Below are 16,436 nucleotides of genomic sequence, written 5' to 3'. Positions count from 1 at the left end.
GGCAGACGATTCCCTCCAGGAGGAGCAGGTTCGATGAAGTTGAAGCTGACCGCGTTACGGTTCTCGCTCGTCCTCGGTGTGGCCGGTGCGCTCCTGGCGGTGCCCACGGCCGCACAGGCACAGGCCCAGTCCCCGGCCCGGGCAACCGCGGACCACTCCGCCACGCTCGCGGCCCTGAACGAGCTCAAGGCGGGCGGCGGTCCCGGGGCGGGCGTGTACGCGGGGACCCGCGACGCCTCGTGGAACCTCTCCACCGGCACGGCAACCATCAACACCAACGATCCGATCGGCCCGGACGAGTACTACCGCGTCGGGAGCCAGTCGAAGACCTTCACCGCCGTCGCCGTACTGAAGCTCGCGGAGGCCAACGGGATCGGCCTCGACGACCCCATCGAGCGGCACCTGCCCGGTGTGGTCTCCATGAACGGCTACGACGGAAACCGGATCACCGTCCGGCACCTCCTCCAGCAAACCAGCGGCATACCGGTGAACGGCCTCCCGCTCGCGCAGGCCCGCCCGGACGGCTCGTACACGCTCGCGGCCCTGGTGAAGGACGGACTGCGCTTCGCCCCGGCCTCCGAGCCGGGCGCCGCCTTCCACTACTCGAACACCAACTACGAGATCCTCGGCATGCTGATCGAGAAGATCACCGGCCTGCCCGTGCACCAGGCCGTCACCGAGCAGGTGATCCAGCCGCTCGGCCTGGCCCACACCCGCTTCCCCTCCCCCACGGACCGCGCCGTGCCGAGCCCGGCGATCCACGGCTACCGCGGTACCCGGATCGGCTCGTTCTTCTTCTGGTTGGACGGGACGGCGTTCGAACCATCCACCTTCTACGCCTCGGGCGCCGTCATCTCCACGCTCCGGGACATGACCGCCTTCTACCAGGCGATCGTCGACGGCACGGCACTCTCGCCCGCGAACCTCGCCGAGATGGAGAAGACCTTCGAGCTCGGGCAGCCCGGCTCGGGGAACGGCTACGGCCTCGGGATGCTGAAGATCACGCTGCCCTGCGGCGGCACGGCCTGGGGACACGATGGAGCCGTCCCCGGCTACTACTCGCAGACGCTCGTGACCGAGGACGGGCGGCACGCCTCCGTCATGACCAACGCGCACCTCGCCACGAACATCCCGGGCGCGCAGATGTACAAGACCCTGACCAGCGCCCTGTGCGAGACGCCGTCCTGACCCTGACCCGCCGCAAGACCATCCTCACAGAAGAGAGAACCACCGTGCGATCCCTGCTCACCGGCGCGGCCGGCTTCCGCGCCGCGATACGGGCCACCGCGCTGACCGCCGCCGCCGTGGCGACGGTCGCGGCGACCAGCCTCACCGGCTCCGCGGCCCACGCCGTCGGCGTCGCCGATGCCCCGACGATCCCGTCCTTCACCGACGGGCAGGGTCTGACCCAGGTCGCCGGAGCCACCGAGGTGCGCTCCGAGACCGACTTCACCCTCATCGTCACCACTCCGCAGCTCTCCGGCCGGCACAAGGTACGCGTCTTCCTGCCGAGCGGCTACTACGCCGAGCCGGGCAAGCGCTGGCCGGTGACGTACTTCCTGCACGGCGGCGGCGGCAATGTGAACGACGCCGCCGCGGCCCCGGCCCTGCGGGACGACCGGATGATCACCGTCATACCGGACGGCGGTCTGAAGGGCTGGTACGCGAACTGGCGCATGCAGAACACCGCCGAGGGCGCCGCGAACTGGGAGACCTTCCACCTCCTGCAGGTGGTCCCCTTCATCGACGCCAACCTGCGGACCCTGCCCGACCGCGGCCACCGCGCGATCGTCGGCCTGTCCATGGGCGGCTTCGGGGCCCTGCACTACGCCCAGGCCCGCCCCGACCTGTTCGGGCGCGTCGCCTCCCTGTCCGGGGGCATCGACTTCGGCCTGTGGGAGGTCCGTGCCGCGGTCCTGGCCACGGAGCTCAACCTGACCGGCGCCTGGTGCGCCTCCACCACCTCGGGTACCGGCAACTGCACCGGCTACGGGCCGGTGGTGGACAGCGACGCGATCTTCGGCTCGCCGTACGCGATCTTCAACGACCGGATCTGGAACGAGGTCAACCCCTCCTCGCTCGCCAACCTGGGCAAGCTCGCCGACACCGGGGTCACCCTCTACACCGGCAACCAGGGTCTGATCGACGGCAAGACGGCGGTCGCCTCCACCAACGTCGCGAACCGCCTGAACCAACTGGGCATCCCGAACCGCTTCGTCAACTACGGCAACGGCTCCGCCCTGTCGCCCACCTGCAAGGGCGATCACACCTACGGCTGCTGGGCGCCGGCCCTCGCCGACTACATCCCCCGCCTCGTGAACGAGTTCACCCAGGCCGGCTGAAGCACCCCCGCTCATCCCCACTCCACCGGGCCCACACCAGCGGGTCCGGTGGAGTCGCTGAGCATCGCCCCCGAAATCTGCTTTCCCTCCCACCCCCGTCCGCGACGGCGCGATGTCGCTGATCCTGGGCCCGAGCGCACTCTTCGTCATCGGGCAGGCCCTCAGCGGGGGATGGACGGCCCATGCCCGGCCTCCGACGGGAGGCCGGCGGAGAGTGGGCGGTGGATGATGGTGTCGCCGCGTTCGACTGGAGTTTCGGCGCGTGGGGGGGGTGCGGACGACGCCGCTGCCGGTGTTCGTTCGGTGGGGGGTGGACGTCGGCCAAGTCGGCCCGCCTCCAGGCCGAGCACGACCTGATGCGCCAGCGCCAGGAGAAGAGGAAGCGGGTCACGGAAGAAGCGGGGCTGGCGACGGGAGCGGACAACGCGCAGCTACGTATCCCGGACGAGCCCTACACGGATCCCCGCTACGGCCACGGCGCTCCCCTGTTCACGGTGGACGGGTACGTGTACGGGGTGGCCCGGCCTTGCCCCGGCTTGCTCGTGCCATCGAACGCGGTCGGCCAGCTGACGGTGTTCGTCCGGAACGAGGCCGAGGCCAAGCTGCTGGCTGGCGTGAAGTGCAAGGAGCTCGTGGTCTTTGATCTGCCGGAGCACGAGCAGCTCTTCTAGGGATGGCCTGGCTGGGTGAGTGCGGAGCCTGTTGTTGCTGGTGGTCGGTGGCGCGTTCGAGGAAGCGCAGGAGTTCGACGGGGAGCTTCCTCGGGGAGAGTAGCCGCCCTTCACCGCTGGCCCCGCCCGGCTGACCGGCCCTCCAGAGCCGACTGACACGCAAAGACAGGACGCGCAAGAGTCGGCGGCCGTTCTACCGACCGACCGGCTCGCGCGCGCGAGCCGTGGCCGCCGTCATCAGCCAGAGCCCGACCGGCGCGCAGGGCTTCACCGGCGTCGGCTACGGGCACCACCATCCGGCCGGGCGCGGAGAACAACTTCCGATCGGAAGAAGGGGCCACGGACCTCCGGGTGAGGGACGCTCCCGGTCCACCTCGTCAGTCGACGCCCAGCAGGCGCCGTCGGTCTTCGGGACGGGAGGCGAACTCCGCGCAGGCAGCCTGGTGGACGATTCGGCCCTTCTGCATGACTGCGATGTTCTTGGCGACCGAGAAGGCGAGCCCGAGGTTCTGCTCGACGAGGACGACCGACATGCCCTGCGCGGCGACCTCCTGGATCACCTCTCCGACCTGGGAGACGATCGCGGGAGCGAGACCGTCGGACGGCTCGTCGAGCAGCAGCAGCCGTGGATTGCGCAGCAGGGCCCTGGCGATGGCAAGCATCTGCTGTTCCCCGCCGGAGAGCTCGTTCCCGCGATGCCCGAGCCGCTCCCCCAGCCGAGGCAGCAGGTCAAGGACACGGGCCCTCGTCCACGGGCCCGGCGCCGGGCGCCCCGAGGCGATCGCCAGGTGCTCGGCCACGGTCAGCGGCGCGAACACCCGGCGCCCTTGCGGGACGACCCCGACCCCGGCCCGGGCGATGACGTCGACGCGGGCTCGGGCGATCTCCCGGCCGTCGAGGACGACGCTGCCTTCGTAGGGCCTGACGAAGCCCATGACGGTCGAGATGAGGGTGGTCTTCCCGACCCCGTTGCGACCGAGGACGGCGACGATCCCTCCCGCGTCGAGGTCCAGGTCGACACCGTCCAGGACGACGCCCCCGGCGTATCCTGAGCGCAGTTCACGCACGCTGAAGAACGGCTTCACGAGGAGACCTCCACGGTGCCGAGGTAGGCGGTCTGGACGTCGGCGGAAGCCCGTACCTCGCCCGGGGTGCCGGTCTTCAGGTGTCTGCCGAGGTGCAGTACGGTCACCGTGTCGGCGAGCTCGAAGACCATGTCGAGGTCGTGCTCGATGAGGAGCACGGTCACCTCAGCGGGCAAGGCAGCGATCAGTTCGGTCAGCCGTGCGGTCTCCCCCGGCGACATGCCGGCGGCCGGCTCGTCCAGCAGCAGCAGGCGGGGGTCGGTGGCCAGCGCGACGGCAACCTCCAGCTGCCGCCGTTCCCCGTGCGAGAGCGCGGCCGCCGCGACCTCGTGCCGGGTGGGCAGGCCCACCTGCCCCAGCAGCGCGTGCGCCTGTGCGAGCACCTGCGGCCGGGCACTGACCTTCCGCAGACCACCAAGCCCTCCGTTGGCCCGGCGCAAGACGGCGAGGAGGACGTTCTCCAGCACGGACTCCCGCATGAAGAGGCTGGAGTGCTGAAACGTCGCCGCGACGCCGAGCTCGACCCGGCGGTGCACGGGTAGCCGGGTCATGTCCTGGCCGTCGACGAGGATGGATCCGGCGGTGACCGGCAGCGTTCCGGAGATCAGGCCGAACAGGGTCGACTTGCCCGCACCGTTCGGGCCGATGATCGCGTGCCGCGCCCCCGCCCTCACGGTGAGGCAGACGTCGTCCAGGGCCCGGAAGGACCCGAAGTGCCTTGATACCTGTCGGAGTTCCAGTAGATCGGGATCAATCACGCCGTCCTCTTCCGGGTCAGCTTGAGCGGGATCCGCATACCGGCCAGCCCGCGGGGCAGCGTGTAGACGGCGATGACGAAAAGCAGTCCGAGCAGCAACGGCCCGCGTCCGGCGACGGCTTCGAGGTTTCCGAGGTAGTCGCGGGTGAGCCAGACGAGCGCGGCGCCGGCGCAGGCCCCCCACATCGAGCCGGACCCCCCGATGACGACGGCCAGCAGCGCGAGGGCTGCAATCTCGAATCCGGCGTCGCCGGGCGAGACGAACCGTTGTACCGAGACCCAGAGGGCTCCGGCGGCGCCGGCCAGTGCCGCGGCGCCGCAGTAGACGGTCAGGGCGTACCGCTGAGTGGGATATCCGATCGCCTTCATCCGCGGCTCGTTGTCACGGATGCCGCGCAGGGCCAGGGCGAACGGAGTCGAACCCAGGCGGGAGACGGCCGTGAAGAACAGCAGGAACACGGCCAGCACGTAGAAGTACACCAGCCCGTCCAGCGCCAGTGCGGGCATGCCGGGCAACGGCACGACGGGCGGGACACCAGACAGGCCATCGGTCCCGTTCGTCAGCGACTTCCAGTTGACAGCGGCGCTGTAGACGATCTCTCCGATGGCCAGTGTCAGCATCAGGAAGACCACACCGCGAGCTCTCACCGCCAGCCACCCGGTCGGCACGCCCACCAGCGCGGAGACGCCTGCGGCGATGAGGAGCTGGAGGATCCCGATGTCGGTGAGCCTCGTCGCCACGATCGCGGCGGTGTAGGCGCCGACTCCGAAGTAGGCCGACTGGCCGAGGGTCGGCAGTCCGGTCAGGCCGGTGAGCAGGTTCACGCTGAGGGCAAGAAGCCCGAACACCAGGATTCGCGACAGCGTGCCGATGGCGTACGAGCCGAGGACGAAGGGGGCCAGGGCGAGTCCGGCGACCACGGCAGCCAAGGAAACCCGCCGCGTGGCGGAAAGGGTGACTCCGGACGGGCTCATGCCCGCACCGCCGAAGGGACCAGCCCGTTCGGGCGGACCACGAGCACGAGCAGCATGGTGCCGAAGAGGAGGAAAGGAGCGTACTCGGGGAGCAGCGCCACCCCGAGGGTCTGCACCTGGCCGATGAGTAGCGCTCCGGCGAGCGCGCCGCGCACGGATCCGAGGCCGCCCACGACCACGACGACGAGCGAGAGGACGAGCACGGTCTCGTCGACGCCCGGCCCGGGACCGAGGATCGGTGCCCCGAGAACACCGCCTGCCGCCGCCAGCGCCGCGCCGAGGGCGAAGACCCCGTAGAGCACCTTGCGGACGTCGACTCCCTGCGCGCGAACCATGTCCCGGTCGGCGACGGTGGCTCGTACCAGCGCTCCGAGCGAGCTTCGCTCGAAGACGAGGTAGACGAGGAGCGCGAGACCTGCCGCTACCCCGATGAACACCAGTCGGTAGACCGGATAGGTGTGACCGATGAGGCTCACCGTCCCACGCAGTGCCGTCGGCGGGTCCGTGGGCAGTACGTCGCCGCCGAAGGCCGCGGCGAGGAGATCTGCGACGATGAAGGTGATGCCGAGGGTCAGCACGGCCTGGTCCAGGTGCCCGCGCCGGGCCAGCGGCTGAGTGAGGAACGTCAGCGCGGCCCCGCCCATGCCGCCGACCAGTGCGCCGGCCGCCAGTGCGAGGAGTAGCCCCCACAGGCTCCCGTCGGACAGCGTGTAGGCGATGTATGCGCCCGCGAGGTAGAGCGTGCCGTGGGCCAGGTTCAGCACGTCCATCATGCCGAAGACCAGGGAGAGGCCGACCGCGATCGTGAACAGCAGCAGACCGAAGGCGACCCCGTCGATGACGCTGACGAAGTTGCCGTCCAACCATCCGAGCATGTCAGCCGCCCAGTCGGCCGAGCTCGGAGGTGACGGTGTTGGCGCCCTGCTTGACCTCGCGCAGGTACCAGGGCTGGACGGGCGTGCCACCGCTGTTGAACTTCCAGGTGCCGCGCGGGCTGTCTATCTCCCCCACCTTGGCGATGGCAGCGTTGACCGATTCCGGGGTCGTGATGCCTCCGGCTTCCTTGATCGCCTTGTCGAGGACCTGCGCCGCGTCCCATGACGCCATCGCGTAGGTGGTCGGGGCGGCGCCGTAGGCGGACTGGTAGGCGGGCGCGAACTGCTTGTTGGCCGCGTTGTCCAGGTCCGCACTGTAGTTGAGCGATGTGAGGATGCCGTCGGCCGCATCTCCCTGCCCCTTGAGGACGCCTCCCTCGGTGAGGAAGCCGGGTGCGTAGAGCGGGATCTCGCCGGCCAAGCCGAAGTCCCGGTACTGCTTGACGAAGTCGACGGCCGCGCCGCCCGCGTAGAAGCAGAACACCGCCTTCGCGCCCGAGTTCTCGATCTGCGCCAGGTACGGCTGGAAGTTCTTGGTCCCGGGGAACGGGGTGTAGACCTCCCCTCCCGCGAGCTTGCCCCCGGCGGGGAGGAAGGTGGACTTGAATCCCTCCACCTCGTCCTTGCCCGCCTGATAGCCCGCGGCGATCAGGAAGACCGGACCTCCGGCGTTCTGCGCGACGTGCTTGCCCAGCGCCTTGCCCGGCTCGTCGTTGACGTACGAGGTGCGCCAGATGTACTGCGTGCCGGTCAGCGTCGTCGGTGAGGCGTTCGAGCCGACGAGCGGAACCTTGCTGGTCTCGAAGAGGTCCTTGACCCCGTTGATGGTGGCCGAGCTGACCACGCCACTCACCGCCAGCACCCGGTCCTGCTTGACCAGTTTCTCCGCCGCCGCCTTGCCGGAGTCCGCCGTTTCCCCTTCGTCGGCGATCACGATCTCCACCTCGCGGCCGCCGAGCTTGCCACCGTGCTGCTTGACGTAGAGCTCGAAGCCCTGCTTCATGTCGTCGCCGAGCGCCTTGTAGGTCCCGGACTGCGGGACGAGGAGCCCGATCTTCAGGGGACCGCCTTGCTCGTCGCCGTCGCCGGTCCCGAGGCTGGCACCGCCGCATGCGGTGGTCAGCAAGAGACCAGTTGTGACGGCGATCAGACCGACGGGACGAAACCGACCTGCCATTGGAGACTCCGTACGTTGTCAGCCGGCCCTGGTGAACCGGATGTTGCTGGTGGGGTGCCCGGGGGTCCGGGGGTGAGGTCCACTCTCAGAGGTGGCCTGGCTGCAGGCTGGGACACGCGGCGCGTCGCTGATCGACGGTCAGCATCCGAGGTGACACGTGTCTATCGCGCAATTATGACGCCCGTCAATACATCGCGAGATTTTGAGGCCAAAATTGCCCCGCCTCTTGACCGCGATCGCATCTATGCCGCAAGACTGACCATCGTCAAAATTCCGCCACGCCATTTCGGCGGCGGGCTCTAGACCAGTCAGGGAGTGAAGAACCGTGACCGACGATCCATCGCGCCGCAAAGTCCTCCAGAACACCGGCCTGTCGGTCGGCGCCGCGCTGCTCTCCGGCGTCCCGGGCGGGCACCCGGCGGCGCAGGCCGCCCCGCGAGGAGACGACCCCTCGCCCGTCGTGACGCTGCCCGCGGGGCAGCTGCGCGGCGCCGTCGAGGAAGGCCTCACAGTCTTCAAGGGCGTGCCCTACGCGGCCCCACCGGTCGGCGCCCTACGCTGGCGGCCGGCCCAGCCCCATCCCGGCTGGTCGGGAACGCGCGAGGCCACCGCTTTCGGCCCGAGCGCGCCGCAGCTCTACCGGGAAGGGGGCGACGCCGTGCTCGGAACGCACGGCTCGCCGCCCTTCGACGAGGACTGCCTCACGCTCAACGTCTGGACCCCCCGGGCCGACAACGCCAAGCGGCCGGTGATGGTCTGGATCCACGGCGGTGGCTTCATCTCCGGATCCGGATCACTGCCCATCTACTCCGGCGAGACCTTCGCGCGTGACGGCGACCTCGTCGTGGTGACGATCAACTACCGGCTCGGTCCACTGGGATACCTCTACTTCGGCGAGGACGGCGCCAGCGGCAACTTCTGGCTCACCGACCAGCTCGCGGCCCTGCGCTGGGTCCGCGACAACATCGCCGCGTTCGGCGGGAACCCGGACGACATCACGGTGGCCGGCCAGTCCGGTGGCGCGCTGTCGGTCGCGGCGCTGGCCGGCGCCCGCCCCAAGGGCCGCCCACTGTTCCGGCGCGCCATCCTGCAGAGCCCGCCCCTCGGGCTGCAGATCCCCACCCCGGCGGAGTCCTTGCAGCGCAGCGCCACCTTCCTGGAGATCCTCGGGGTCAAGGACGTGGCGCAGCTGCGGACGCTGCCCTGGCAGCAGCTGATGGGCGCCACTGTGGAGATGTTCAAGCGCACCGGGCGCTGGGGCTACTGGGCGACGCCGTACCTCCCGGTACTCGACGGGGTGACGCTGGACCGCCACCCCTCCGACCTGCTGCTCGACGGTCCCGGGGCGGACATCGACGTCCTGATCGGCTGGACCAGGGAGGAGGCCAACTTCGCCTTCGCGCTCAACGAGACATACACCGCCGCGACCAAGGACCAGGTGCTGCCGAGAGTGCGGGACACCTTCGGGAACCGGGCCACCGAGGCATACAGTGCATACGAGGAAGCCCGGCCGGGCGCTCGGCCGGTGGACGTGCTCATGGACCTGATCAGCGACGACCTGTTCCGCATGCCCGCCCTGGCACTCGCCGAACGCCGGGCCGCCCGCAAGCGGCCGGTCTGGGCCTACCAGTTCGACCTCCCCACGCCCGCGCACAACGGCCAGCTCGCGGCGGCTCACTGCCTGGAACTGCCGTTCGTCTTCGACAACTTCGACAAGTGGTCGCACGCGCCCTTCCTGACGGGACTCAACCCCCGGGTCCGTGACGGTCTGACCGCGACCATGCACGCGGCCTGGATCTCCTTCGTCCGCACCGGCGACCCCAACCACCACGCCATGCCGAGCTGGCAGCGCTACGAGCGGGACTCCCGCACCACGATGAGCCTGGACACTGTCACCGCCGCCACCGGCGACCTCGCAGGATACTGGCGCCGCCTGCACCAGTCGACGGCCTCATAGCCGCTCCTCCGGCCGGACACCGCGCTCGGTCGCGCGACAGCGCGCACCGCGAGACCGGGCCGGAGCCGTCCATCCGACTGTCGTCGAGGACCCGCTCGCGGCCTCCCGCCGGACCGCGTCCAGAAGGGGTCGCCGCACGGCGACGGCGCGCAGGGCGCCCCCGGCGAGCATCGGGATGTTGGTCTCCAGACACCAGCGCAGGGAATGGGCCGTTTCATCCGGCGTACTCAACCGGATGATGGTGTCGCCGAGCGCGGCATACACCATGGTCGCCTCGAAAGGGCGCTGGGCGAGTTCCCGGATCAGGCCGAGGGCGGGCCGGTGGCCGCATGCTCCGAGAGCCATGACCATCTGGTACCGGGTCTCCCACGTGCGGGTGTCGTGGACCTCTCCCCCTGGAGGGTCTCCAGCAGCGATGGACCCACAGCGAAATCGGCAAACCGACGCAGGCGCGTTGCAGCGGAACGCCGCTTGGGCGAAAGCCGGTGGCCGAGCTGCGCCACAGCTTCATCCAAGGTCAGTGCCACCTCGAATCCCATCCGGTCGGTTCCGTGCCGGTGAAGGGGTAGGTCTTCGCGCTGACACGGCAGTTCCCGGCTCCACGGCGCCGAGCAATCCTGCCACCGGTCAAGATCGCTCGGCAGAAACCCACCGCTCGTCAATCACTTGTCAATCGGTCAAGGTCGCCCGTCAGAGGACAACAGTCACAGGGGGCCTGAAGGTCTGCATCACCATCACCGGGACACGAGCCGCTCACCGCAGCCGGGACCCGCGTTCTCCAAACGGGTCGAGACAGCCTCCGAGCGCTCCCGGGGTCCGGCGCTGTTTCCATGCGCCATCCTTCGGGACCCCGACGGCCGGGAGCCCTGCAGACTGCAGACAGGGCGGTCCGTCGTCTGCTGGAGGACGAAATCAGCACCTCGGCTGCTGCGCGGGCGTCGCGGGCCCGGTCCCCGGCACCCTGGCGTCGGCCGTTCTCAGGCGGGCACTGCCGCTGTGGTGAGCGGGCCGCTCTGGGCAGGCAGCGCACCGCAACTGCCGGTGAGGTGGGGGGAGTCGATGAGCCAGTCCGCGGTGGCCGAGTTCAGCGCGATGGGGATGTTGGCGAGGGTGGCCAGGCGTGTCAGGGCGCGGATGTCGTCGCCGTGGGGGTGAGAGGAGAGCGGGTCGGTGAAGAAGATCAGAAGGTTGATCTCTCCCTGGGTGACGAGGGCGCCGATCTGCTGGTCGCCGCCGAGCGGTCCGCTGCGCAGCGCGGTGACGTCCAGGCCGATCTGGCGGGTGATGAGGGTGCCGGTGGTGCCGGTGCCGTAGAGGCGGTGGGGTTGCAGGGCGTCCGCGCGCCGGCGGGCCCAGGCCATCAGGTCGCCCTTGCGGATGTCGTGGGCGACCAGGGCAATCCCGCGGGGCCCCGGGGTGGTGGGGACGTTGGTGGTGAGCCAGGTGGGGTCGGCCAGCGGGTACAGGTGCAAGGCAGCCCGGCGTAGTTCCTGGCGGCTGATGCGGCCGTCGCCGTCGGCGTCCACCGCCGTGAAGGCCAGGGCGGCGGTGTCCTCGGCCAGGCCCGTCGCGCCGAAGATCCGCCCGTACTCGGCGGCGTCGATGTGGCCGTCGCCGTCCCGGTACAACGCGTCGGCGAGTGAGTCGACGGCGCACTACTCGGGAAAACACAAGCGGCACGGCATGAACGTGCAGGTCCTCACCGACCCGTTCGGCCGCCTCCTCCGGGCATCACCAGCCCTGCCCGGCTCCACCCACGACCTGACCGCCGCCCGCATCCACGGCATCGTCGACGCGCTCGCCGCCGCAGGACTGAAGTGCTGGGCCGACAGGGCCTACCAAGGCGCCGGCCGCCACATCCGAGCCCCCTTCCGGGGCCGCCGCCTCAAGCGCTGGAAGCGACGACACAACAGCAGCCACGCCAAGATCCGCTGCGTCGGAGAACAGGCCATGACCACCCTTCAAGGGCTGGCGCCTCCTGCGAAAGCTCCGCTGCAGCACCAACCGCATCACCGACGTCCGTGAAAGCCGTCCTCGTCCTTCACCACGCCTCAACATGAGGTTGAAAAGGGCTCAGTGACGGTTCATGATCCCTGCGGTATGCCGGTGGTATGCGATATCCGGAGGGCGAGGGCCTGACCGCCAGGGAGACTCTCGTGGCGGAGCTCAGTCAAAGCCTTCCCCAGTTCATCGACTCCATCTGCCCCACCGGCCACGTCGACGAGAACCTCGCCGCCCTGGCAGCGGAAGGTGGAGGGAGACACTGAGCCCCCGGCGGCTCCGCCGAGGGCCCGAGTTCGATCGCTGGGCGGCAAGGGCGCCGCGGACGGAGTACATCGAGGACGTCGCCGACGGTACGCAAGCCGTAACGGTCGCCTTCCCCTGCGGCCGCTGCCACACCGCGCGGCTAACACCTCCCGCCCCGCTCGGGTGATGACCCGCGACTTCTCGTCGTATGTTGCGTTGTACGGGGTGTGATCAAGATCCTTACGAGCCTCGCCCTGAGCGGCATTGCCGTGCTCGCCGCTGCTTCCGCCGCGGGGGCGCAGCAACCGGCCGCGCTCCAGGCCCCGGCGCCCTTCTCCTGCGAGGGCCGGGCCGACGGCAACTATCCCCACCCCAGCAACCCGACGAAATTCATGTCATGCGTGGCTCAGGAGTACGCCTACGAGCAGAGCTGTTTCCCGACGTACCAGGGCGAGACGACGTACTACGTCGCGTCCGTGGACGCATGCCTGACCGCCACCGAAGCTCGGGAGTCCCCGCCCATCCTGTTCTGAAGCCGCTTCCTCTCCCCGCAGGAACACGCCCGGGTGGGCCGGCAGCTCGACGCGCCGGCCCCCGGACAGGCTTGCGCTTACAGCCTCTGGATGTTCGCTGCCTGGGGGCCGTTGGGGCCGTCAGTGATGTCGAACTCGATGGGCTCGCCTTCCGTCAGCTCCCTGAAGCCCCCGCCTTGGATTGCGGTGAAGTGGGCGTATACGTCCGGCCCTCCACCGTCCTGCTGGATGTACCCGAAGCCCTTCTCACTGTTGAACGACTTCACCGTGCCTGTAGCCATCCCGACGCATCCTTTGCTGTCTTCCGCGGGGCGAACCCGCCCCCACCGCAATCGACCGCTACTCCGGCGTCTGCACACTGCCCTGCTCCACTGCCCCCGAACCCTCCCCCGGCGGAGTTCGAGGGCACTGCGAAAGACCAGCAGGTCCGGCTGGAGGGAGCAGCGGTCGAGGCCCGGTGAAGGAGGTCACTCACGCGGGGCTGCCGACGTGCGGTGCGGGGTGGTTCCGCAGCCACGGGCGGAGGGTCTACCGGTAGAGGCTTGGACGGAGCCTGGGCGGGTGATGAGGGCGGGTGTGTCGTAGCCGCCGGTCTGCGGCTCGATGGGGGCGGCCCAGGTGCTGCCGTTGTGGGTGCTGACGCGCAGGGTGCCGTCCAGCCGCCATGCTCGGCACACCACCGCCAGCACCCGCCGAGCACACCACCAGCCCCATCTGGCTGAACACCCTCCTCAATGCGGCACGGCCCGAGGCCCCCGGCCTGACCGCCCCCCACCTCCACACCCTGGTCCAAGCCTGCCCGGCGCCCGAGCACGCGGGAGCGTACGCGCGGATGGTGCGGGCCGATCACGCCCGGCGCACCCTACGCCGGCACGCCGAACAGCTGGCCCAAACGGCCACCGACCCTGGCCTGCCGAACCCGGCCGCCACCGTCCTCATCCAAGCCGACGCCCTCGCCGCCGTCCTGGACGAGATGGCCGGGCAGTTCGCCCCGCACTCCGGCTCCCTTCCACGCACCCCACTGCCCGCCTCGGTGCGGAGGGATACGGGCGAGGAAGCTCTGTCCGAGGAACGGCTGCTGCTGGCCTCGGCGACGGCGCACCCCGCCGAGGTCGCACGGACGCGGTGGCTGCAACCGGGCGACTTCGCCCTCCCCCTACACGCCTACCTGTTCCACTGCGTGTCCGCCCTGGCCCACCGGGGAGACCCCGTCGACCCGGTCACCGCGCTGTGGGGGGCCCAGCACCGCGGACTCGTCGTCCAGGCCTGGCCCCCGCCGAGCTGATGGCGCTCGTCGCAGCTGCCGTCTTGCCCGAGCCCATCCCGCCACGCACATCGGCCGATGGGCCGCCGCGAGCCCGGACGTTCCGTCGGTGGGCCGTGGAGCACGCCTCCGTGTTCCGCCGAGCCGACCGGGCAGCGCCTTCCTCACGGGTCGTAATCGAGCGAATTCGACAGGTAGCAATTAGGTGAATCCTTGACTGAATTCCCGTCAATAAGGCACCACTTGTTATCTCGATCAGATAACGACTACCCCCGATAAGGCCTGGACCAATACCACGTGACGCGCGTAACTCGCCTTGTTTTATTGCTTATTGAGTGTTCATCAGATCTGACGGACAGGTCACGGAAAGATTTCTCGAACCACGCCCCTCTTTGTCCGAATTCTCGGCCGCATTCGTCTGGCAGGCTTCCGCGCACCCACTCATCCGACGTTTACTTGAGGTGCCCATGACAGGACGACGCAGACGGCGTGAACACCGCCGGAGGCCGCGGCGGTTGATGCTCCTCACCACCGCCATGGCCTCGGCCGCGGTGATCGCCGCCGGCATCGCCTACTCCGGACTGGGCGATGATGCCCAGGCCGTGTCCGTACAAGCCGGTACGGAGGCCGTCGCACCGGCCGCCGCGCCCGCCCGGGACCAGGAGCCCGCACCCCTCGCGGCCACGCCCGCCAACGAGAGCACTCGCGGCATGGTCTACGACGGCCTCGCCCCCGCGCCGAAGGGCGACCGGTGTGCCGGCGTCTACCGAACCGGCGCGGGTCTGTGTACCCACGGCCCCGACGCCCCGCCCAAGGGCGTCGACATAACGAAGGACATCGCGCCCGCCGTCAAGGCCGCGGCGCCGGCGGCCGATCCGGCCCGTCCCGCCGCCGACGACCCGGCGGCCGGCGAAGGCGGCGGGCGTCCTCAGGACGCGCCCGCGGCCGACGCCGACCGCGCGGCCGACAAGTCCGCAGCGCCCGCGCCCTCGGCCGCCGGCCAGGCCGTCGCCGCCGGCCCCGCGGGTCAGACCGTCCAGTGCGAAGGAGACGGCAGCACGGACAACCGCGTCCAGGTCGTGTACGTCCACGGCCCCGGCCGTGACCGCTACCCCGAGTACGTGGCCTCGTTCCGCAAATGGGCGGCCGACGCCGACCTCATCTACGCCGCCAGCGCCCAGGAGACCGGCGGGGTCCGGCACATCCGCTACGTGACGGCCGCCGACTGCACCCCGACCGTGCTCAACATCGAGCTCCCGGACTCCGCACTCGCGGAATTCAGCGCGACCAACGCCGCGCTCGCCGGCAAGGGGCTCGACCGTCGCGACCGCAAGTACATGATCTTCGCGGACACCAAGGTCTACTGCGGCATAGGAACCTTCAACGGCGACGAGCGGCCCGGCCAGGCCAACCTCAGCAACTTCGGTCCCTCGTACGGACGGACGGACTCCGGCTGCTGGGGCGGCCACACCGCGGCGCACGAACTCGGCCACAACCTGGGCGCGGTCAACAACAGCGCCCCGAACACCAGCCGCGGCGCGCACTGCACCGACGAGTTCGACGTCATGTGCTATTCGGACACCCCGTACTACCCGCAGATGCGCAACGTCTGCACCAACCAGGCCTCCGAGAACATCCTGGACTGCAACCACGACGACTACTTCCACACCAGCCCCAAGGCCGGCAGTTACCTGGCCACGCACTGGAACATCGCCGACAACCAGTTCCTGATGAAGAACAAGGGCGGCGGCGGCACCGATCCCAGTCCGAACCCGAGCCCCTCGCCGACCAAGAAGCCGACGCCCAGCCCGACCAAGAATCCCACAGGCGGACCGGCCGTGACGGTCGGCCAGATCCAGTCGGACTCCGCCGTCGTGAGCTGGCCCAAGGTCGAGGGAGCAGCCTGGTACCAGGTCCTGCTGAACGGCAAGCACCTGGGCTGGGTCCAGTCCCCGGTGCTCCGCGTCTACAACCTCCGGCCCGGCACCTCCTACACGGTCGCCGTCTCCGTCCGCGACAACGCCGGCCGGGACAGTGGAGCTGGCAAGGCCACGTCCTTCCGTACGAAGGGCACGGGCGGCGGCGTGACAATCCCCGGGACCCGGTATCTGCTCGGGAACGGCAGCACCGGCATGGCCGCCGAGGTGTGGGGCGGGCGCGGCGCCGACGGCACCGTGCTCGTCGGGGCGCGCTCCAACGGGTACGCGCAGCAGCAGTGGTACTTCGACGACGCGGGCGGCGGGCTGGTCCGCATCCGCTCCGCGGTCTCCGGCAAGTGCCTGCAGCCGGCCGGTACTCCCGCCGCCGGCATGTGGGTCGCGCAGCAGCCCTGCGGCCGCGCCGGTGCACAGAGCTGGAAGCTGACCACCCGCGGTGGCGCGCTGAGCGTCACCGACCCGAGCGGCGGCTTCGCGCTGACCGTGAGCAGCCGTCCCTATTACGGGAACTGGCTGCTCGACCTCCAGCGCGCGGACGGCCGGGCCCCACAGGTCTGGGCCGTGCAGAAGGTCGGCTGACCCCGACAGCCCCCTGAAGTCCCCCCCCGGGGGGGGG

15 protein-coding genes and 1 pseudogene are annotated in these 16,436 nt (G+C 69.9%); 8 read left to right on the top strand and 8 right to left on the bottom strand.

Annotation, left to right across the window (positions count from 1 at the left end; all coding sequences use genetic code 11):
• Positions 1-33: 33 nt before the first annotated feature.
• The 3 genes from OTB20_RS37805 to OTB20_RS37795 all read left to right on the top strand — a co-directional run bounded on the left by OTB20_RS37805 (position 34) and on the right by OTB20_RS37795 (position 3,013).
• Complete coding sequence (locus OTB20_RS37805; RefSeq protein ID WP_267824474.1) at positions 34-1,188, top strand: serine hydrolase domain-containing protein; 1,155 nt, start codon at positions 34-36, stop codon at positions 1,186-1,188.
• Complete coding sequence (locus OTB20_RS37800) at positions 1,170-2,342, top strand: alpha/beta hydrolase (protein ID WP_267824473.1); 1,173 nt, start codon at positions 1,170-1,172, stop codon at positions 2,340-2,342. The genes OTB20_RS37805 and OTB20_RS37800 overlap by 19 nt, the downstream gene beginning before the upstream one ends.
• Before the next feature lie 356 nt (positions 2,343-2,698).
• Positions 2,699-3,013 carry a hypothetical protein gene (locus OTB20_RS37795; RefSeq protein ID WP_267824472.1) on the top strand — a complete coding sequence of 105 codons (315 nt, stop codon included), beginning with the start codon at positions 2,699-2,701 and terminating at the stop codon, positions 3,011-3,013.
• Between the two features lie 377 nt (positions 3,014-3,390).
• On the opposite strand, the gene OTB20_RS37790 is transcribed toward OTB20_RS37795, so the two are convergent.
• From OTB20_RS37790 to OTB20_RS37770, 5 genes are read right to left on the bottom strand one after another with little or no spacing between them, the layout of a single operon-like run.
• Positions 3,391-4,098, bottom strand: coding sequence for an ABC transporter ATP-binding protein (locus tag OTB20_RS37790; protein ID WP_267824471.1), 708 nt, complete (start codon positions 4,096-4,098; stop codon positions 3,391-3,393).
• Positions 4,095-4,856: an ABC transporter ATP-binding protein gene (locus tag OTB20_RS37785; protein WP_267824470.1), complete on the bottom strand. Its 762-nt coding sequence runs from the start codon at positions 4,854-4,856 to the stop codon at positions 4,095-4,097. Before OTB20_RS37785 ends, OTB20_RS37790 begins: the two co-directional genes overlap by 4 nt.
• Entirely contained in the window at positions 4,853-5,830 is a 978-nt protein-coding gene (locus OTB20_RS37780; RefSeq protein WP_267824469.1) for a branched-chain amino acid ABC transporter permease, read from the bottom strand. The genes OTB20_RS37785 and OTB20_RS37780 overlap by 4 nt, the downstream gene beginning before the upstream one ends.
• The gene (locus tag OTB20_RS37775; RefSeq protein ID WP_267824468.1) at positions 5,827-6,693 is read right to left on the bottom strand and encodes a branched-chain amino acid ABC transporter permease; all 867 of its coding nucleotides are present in this window, start codon (positions 6,691-6,693) and stop codon (positions 5,827-5,829) included. The genes OTB20_RS37780 and OTB20_RS37775 overlap by 4 nt, the downstream gene beginning before the upstream one ends.
• A gap of 13 nt (positions 6,694-6,706) precedes the next feature.
• Entirely contained in the window at positions 6,707-7,831 is a 1,125-nt protein-coding gene (locus OTB20_RS37770; protein ID WP_267824467.1) for an ABC transporter substrate-binding protein, read from the bottom strand.
• Between the two features lie 376 nt (positions 7,832-8,207).
• Between OTB20_RS37770 and OTB20_RS37765 the strand changes: the two genes are divergently transcribed.
• Positions 8,208-9,839 (top strand): carboxylesterase/lipase family protein, encoded by a 1,632-nt coding sequence (locus tag OTB20_RS37765; RefSeq protein ID WP_267824466.1) that lies wholly within the window; start codon positions 8,208-8,210, stop codon positions 9,837-9,839.
• On the opposite strand, the gene OTB20_RS37760 is transcribed toward OTB20_RS37765, so the two are convergent.
• Together OTB20_RS37760 and OTB20_RS37755 are read right to left on the bottom strand one after the other, a co-directional pair.
• Entirely contained in the window at positions 9,834-10,184 is a 351-nt protein-coding gene (locus OTB20_RS37760; protein ID WP_267824465.1) for a hypothetical protein, read from the bottom strand. The genes OTB20_RS37765 and OTB20_RS37760 overlap by 6 nt on opposite strands.
• Before the next feature lie 632 nt (positions 10,185-10,816).
• The gene (locus OTB20_RS37755) at positions 10,817-11,467 is read right to left on the bottom strand and encodes a methylglyoxal synthase (protein WP_267824464.1); all 651 of its coding nucleotides are present in this window, start codon (positions 11,465-11,467) and stop codon (positions 10,817-10,819) included.
• A gap of 28 nt (positions 11,468-11,495) precedes the next feature.
• Between OTB20_RS37755 and OTB20_RS37750 the strand changes: the two are divergent.
• Both OTB20_RS37750 and OTB20_RS37745 read left to right on the top strand, forming a co-directional pair.
• Positions 11,496-11,899 (top strand): annotated as a pseudogene (locus OTB20_RS37750) (transposase family protein); the annotation flags it as partial.
• A 414-nt stretch (positions 11,900-12,313) separates the two neighbouring features.
• The gene (locus OTB20_RS37745) at positions 12,314-12,619 is read left to right on the top strand and encodes a carbohydrate-binding module family 14 protein (protein WP_267824463.1); all 306 of its coding nucleotides are present in this window, start codon (positions 12,314-12,316) and stop codon (positions 12,617-12,619) included.
• A gap of 77 nt (positions 12,620-12,696) precedes the next feature.
• On the opposite strand, the gene OTB20_RS37740 is transcribed toward OTB20_RS37745, so the two are convergent.
• On the bottom strand, positions 12,697-12,900 hold the full coding sequence (locus OTB20_RS37740; protein WP_267824462.1) for a cold-shock protein: 204 nt from the start codon (positions 12,898-12,900) through the stop codon (positions 12,697-12,699).
• A gap of 383 nt (positions 12,901-13,283) precedes the next feature.
• Between OTB20_RS37740 and OTB20_RS37735 the strand changes: the two genes are divergently transcribed.
• Entirely contained in the window at positions 13,284-13,904 is a 621-nt protein-coding gene (locus OTB20_RS37735; RefSeq protein WP_267824461.1) for a DnaB-like helicase N-terminal domain-containing protein, read from the top strand.
• 497 nt (positions 13,905-14,401) lie between these two features.
• Positions 14,402-16,399, top strand: a complete 1,998-nt coding sequence (locus tag OTB20_RS37730) for an RICIN domain-containing protein (RefSeq protein WP_267824460.1) — start codon at positions 14,402-14,404, stop codon at positions 16,397-16,399.
• Positions 16,400-16,436: the final 37 nt, after the last annotated feature.

It is taken from the genome of Streptomyces sp. H27-H1 (assembly GCF_026627445.1).
Lineage (GTDB): Bacteria > Actinomycetota > Actinomycetes > Streptomycetales > Streptomycetaceae > Streptomyces.
The sequence above is the reverse complement of the archived record's forward strand: the minus strand, read 5'-3'. Positions and strand labels throughout refer to the sequence as shown.

Coding starts and splice junctions, on each gene's coding strand:
- OTB20_RS37780 (WP_267824469.1), bottom strand. CDS start 5,830: ATGAGCCCGTCCGGAGTCACCCTTTCCGCCACGCGGCGGGTTTCCTTG.
- OTB20_RS37740 (WP_267824462.1), bottom strand. CDS start 12,900: ATGGCTACAGGCACGGTGAAGTCGTTCAACAGTGAGAAGGGCTTCGGG.
- OTB20_RS37805 (WP_267824474.1), top strand. CDS start 34: ATGAAGTTGAAGCTGACCGCGTTACGGTTCTCGCTCGTCCTCGGTGTG.
- OTB20_RS37735 (WP_267824461.1), top strand. CDS start 13,284: ATGCTCGGCACACCACCGCCAGCACCCGCCGAGCACACCACCAGCCCC.
- OTB20_RS37795 (WP_267824472.1), top strand. CDS start 2,699: ATGCGCCAGCGCCAGGAGAAGAGGAAGCGGGTCACGGAAGAAGCGGGG.
- OTB20_RS37730 (WP_267824460.1), top strand. CDS start 14,402: ATGCTCCTCACCACCGCCATGGCCTCGGCCGCGGTGATCGCCGCCGGC.
- OTB20_RS37760 (WP_267824465.1), bottom strand. CDS start 10,184: ATGGCTCTCGGAGCATGCGGCCACCGGCCCGCCCTCGGCCTGATCCGG.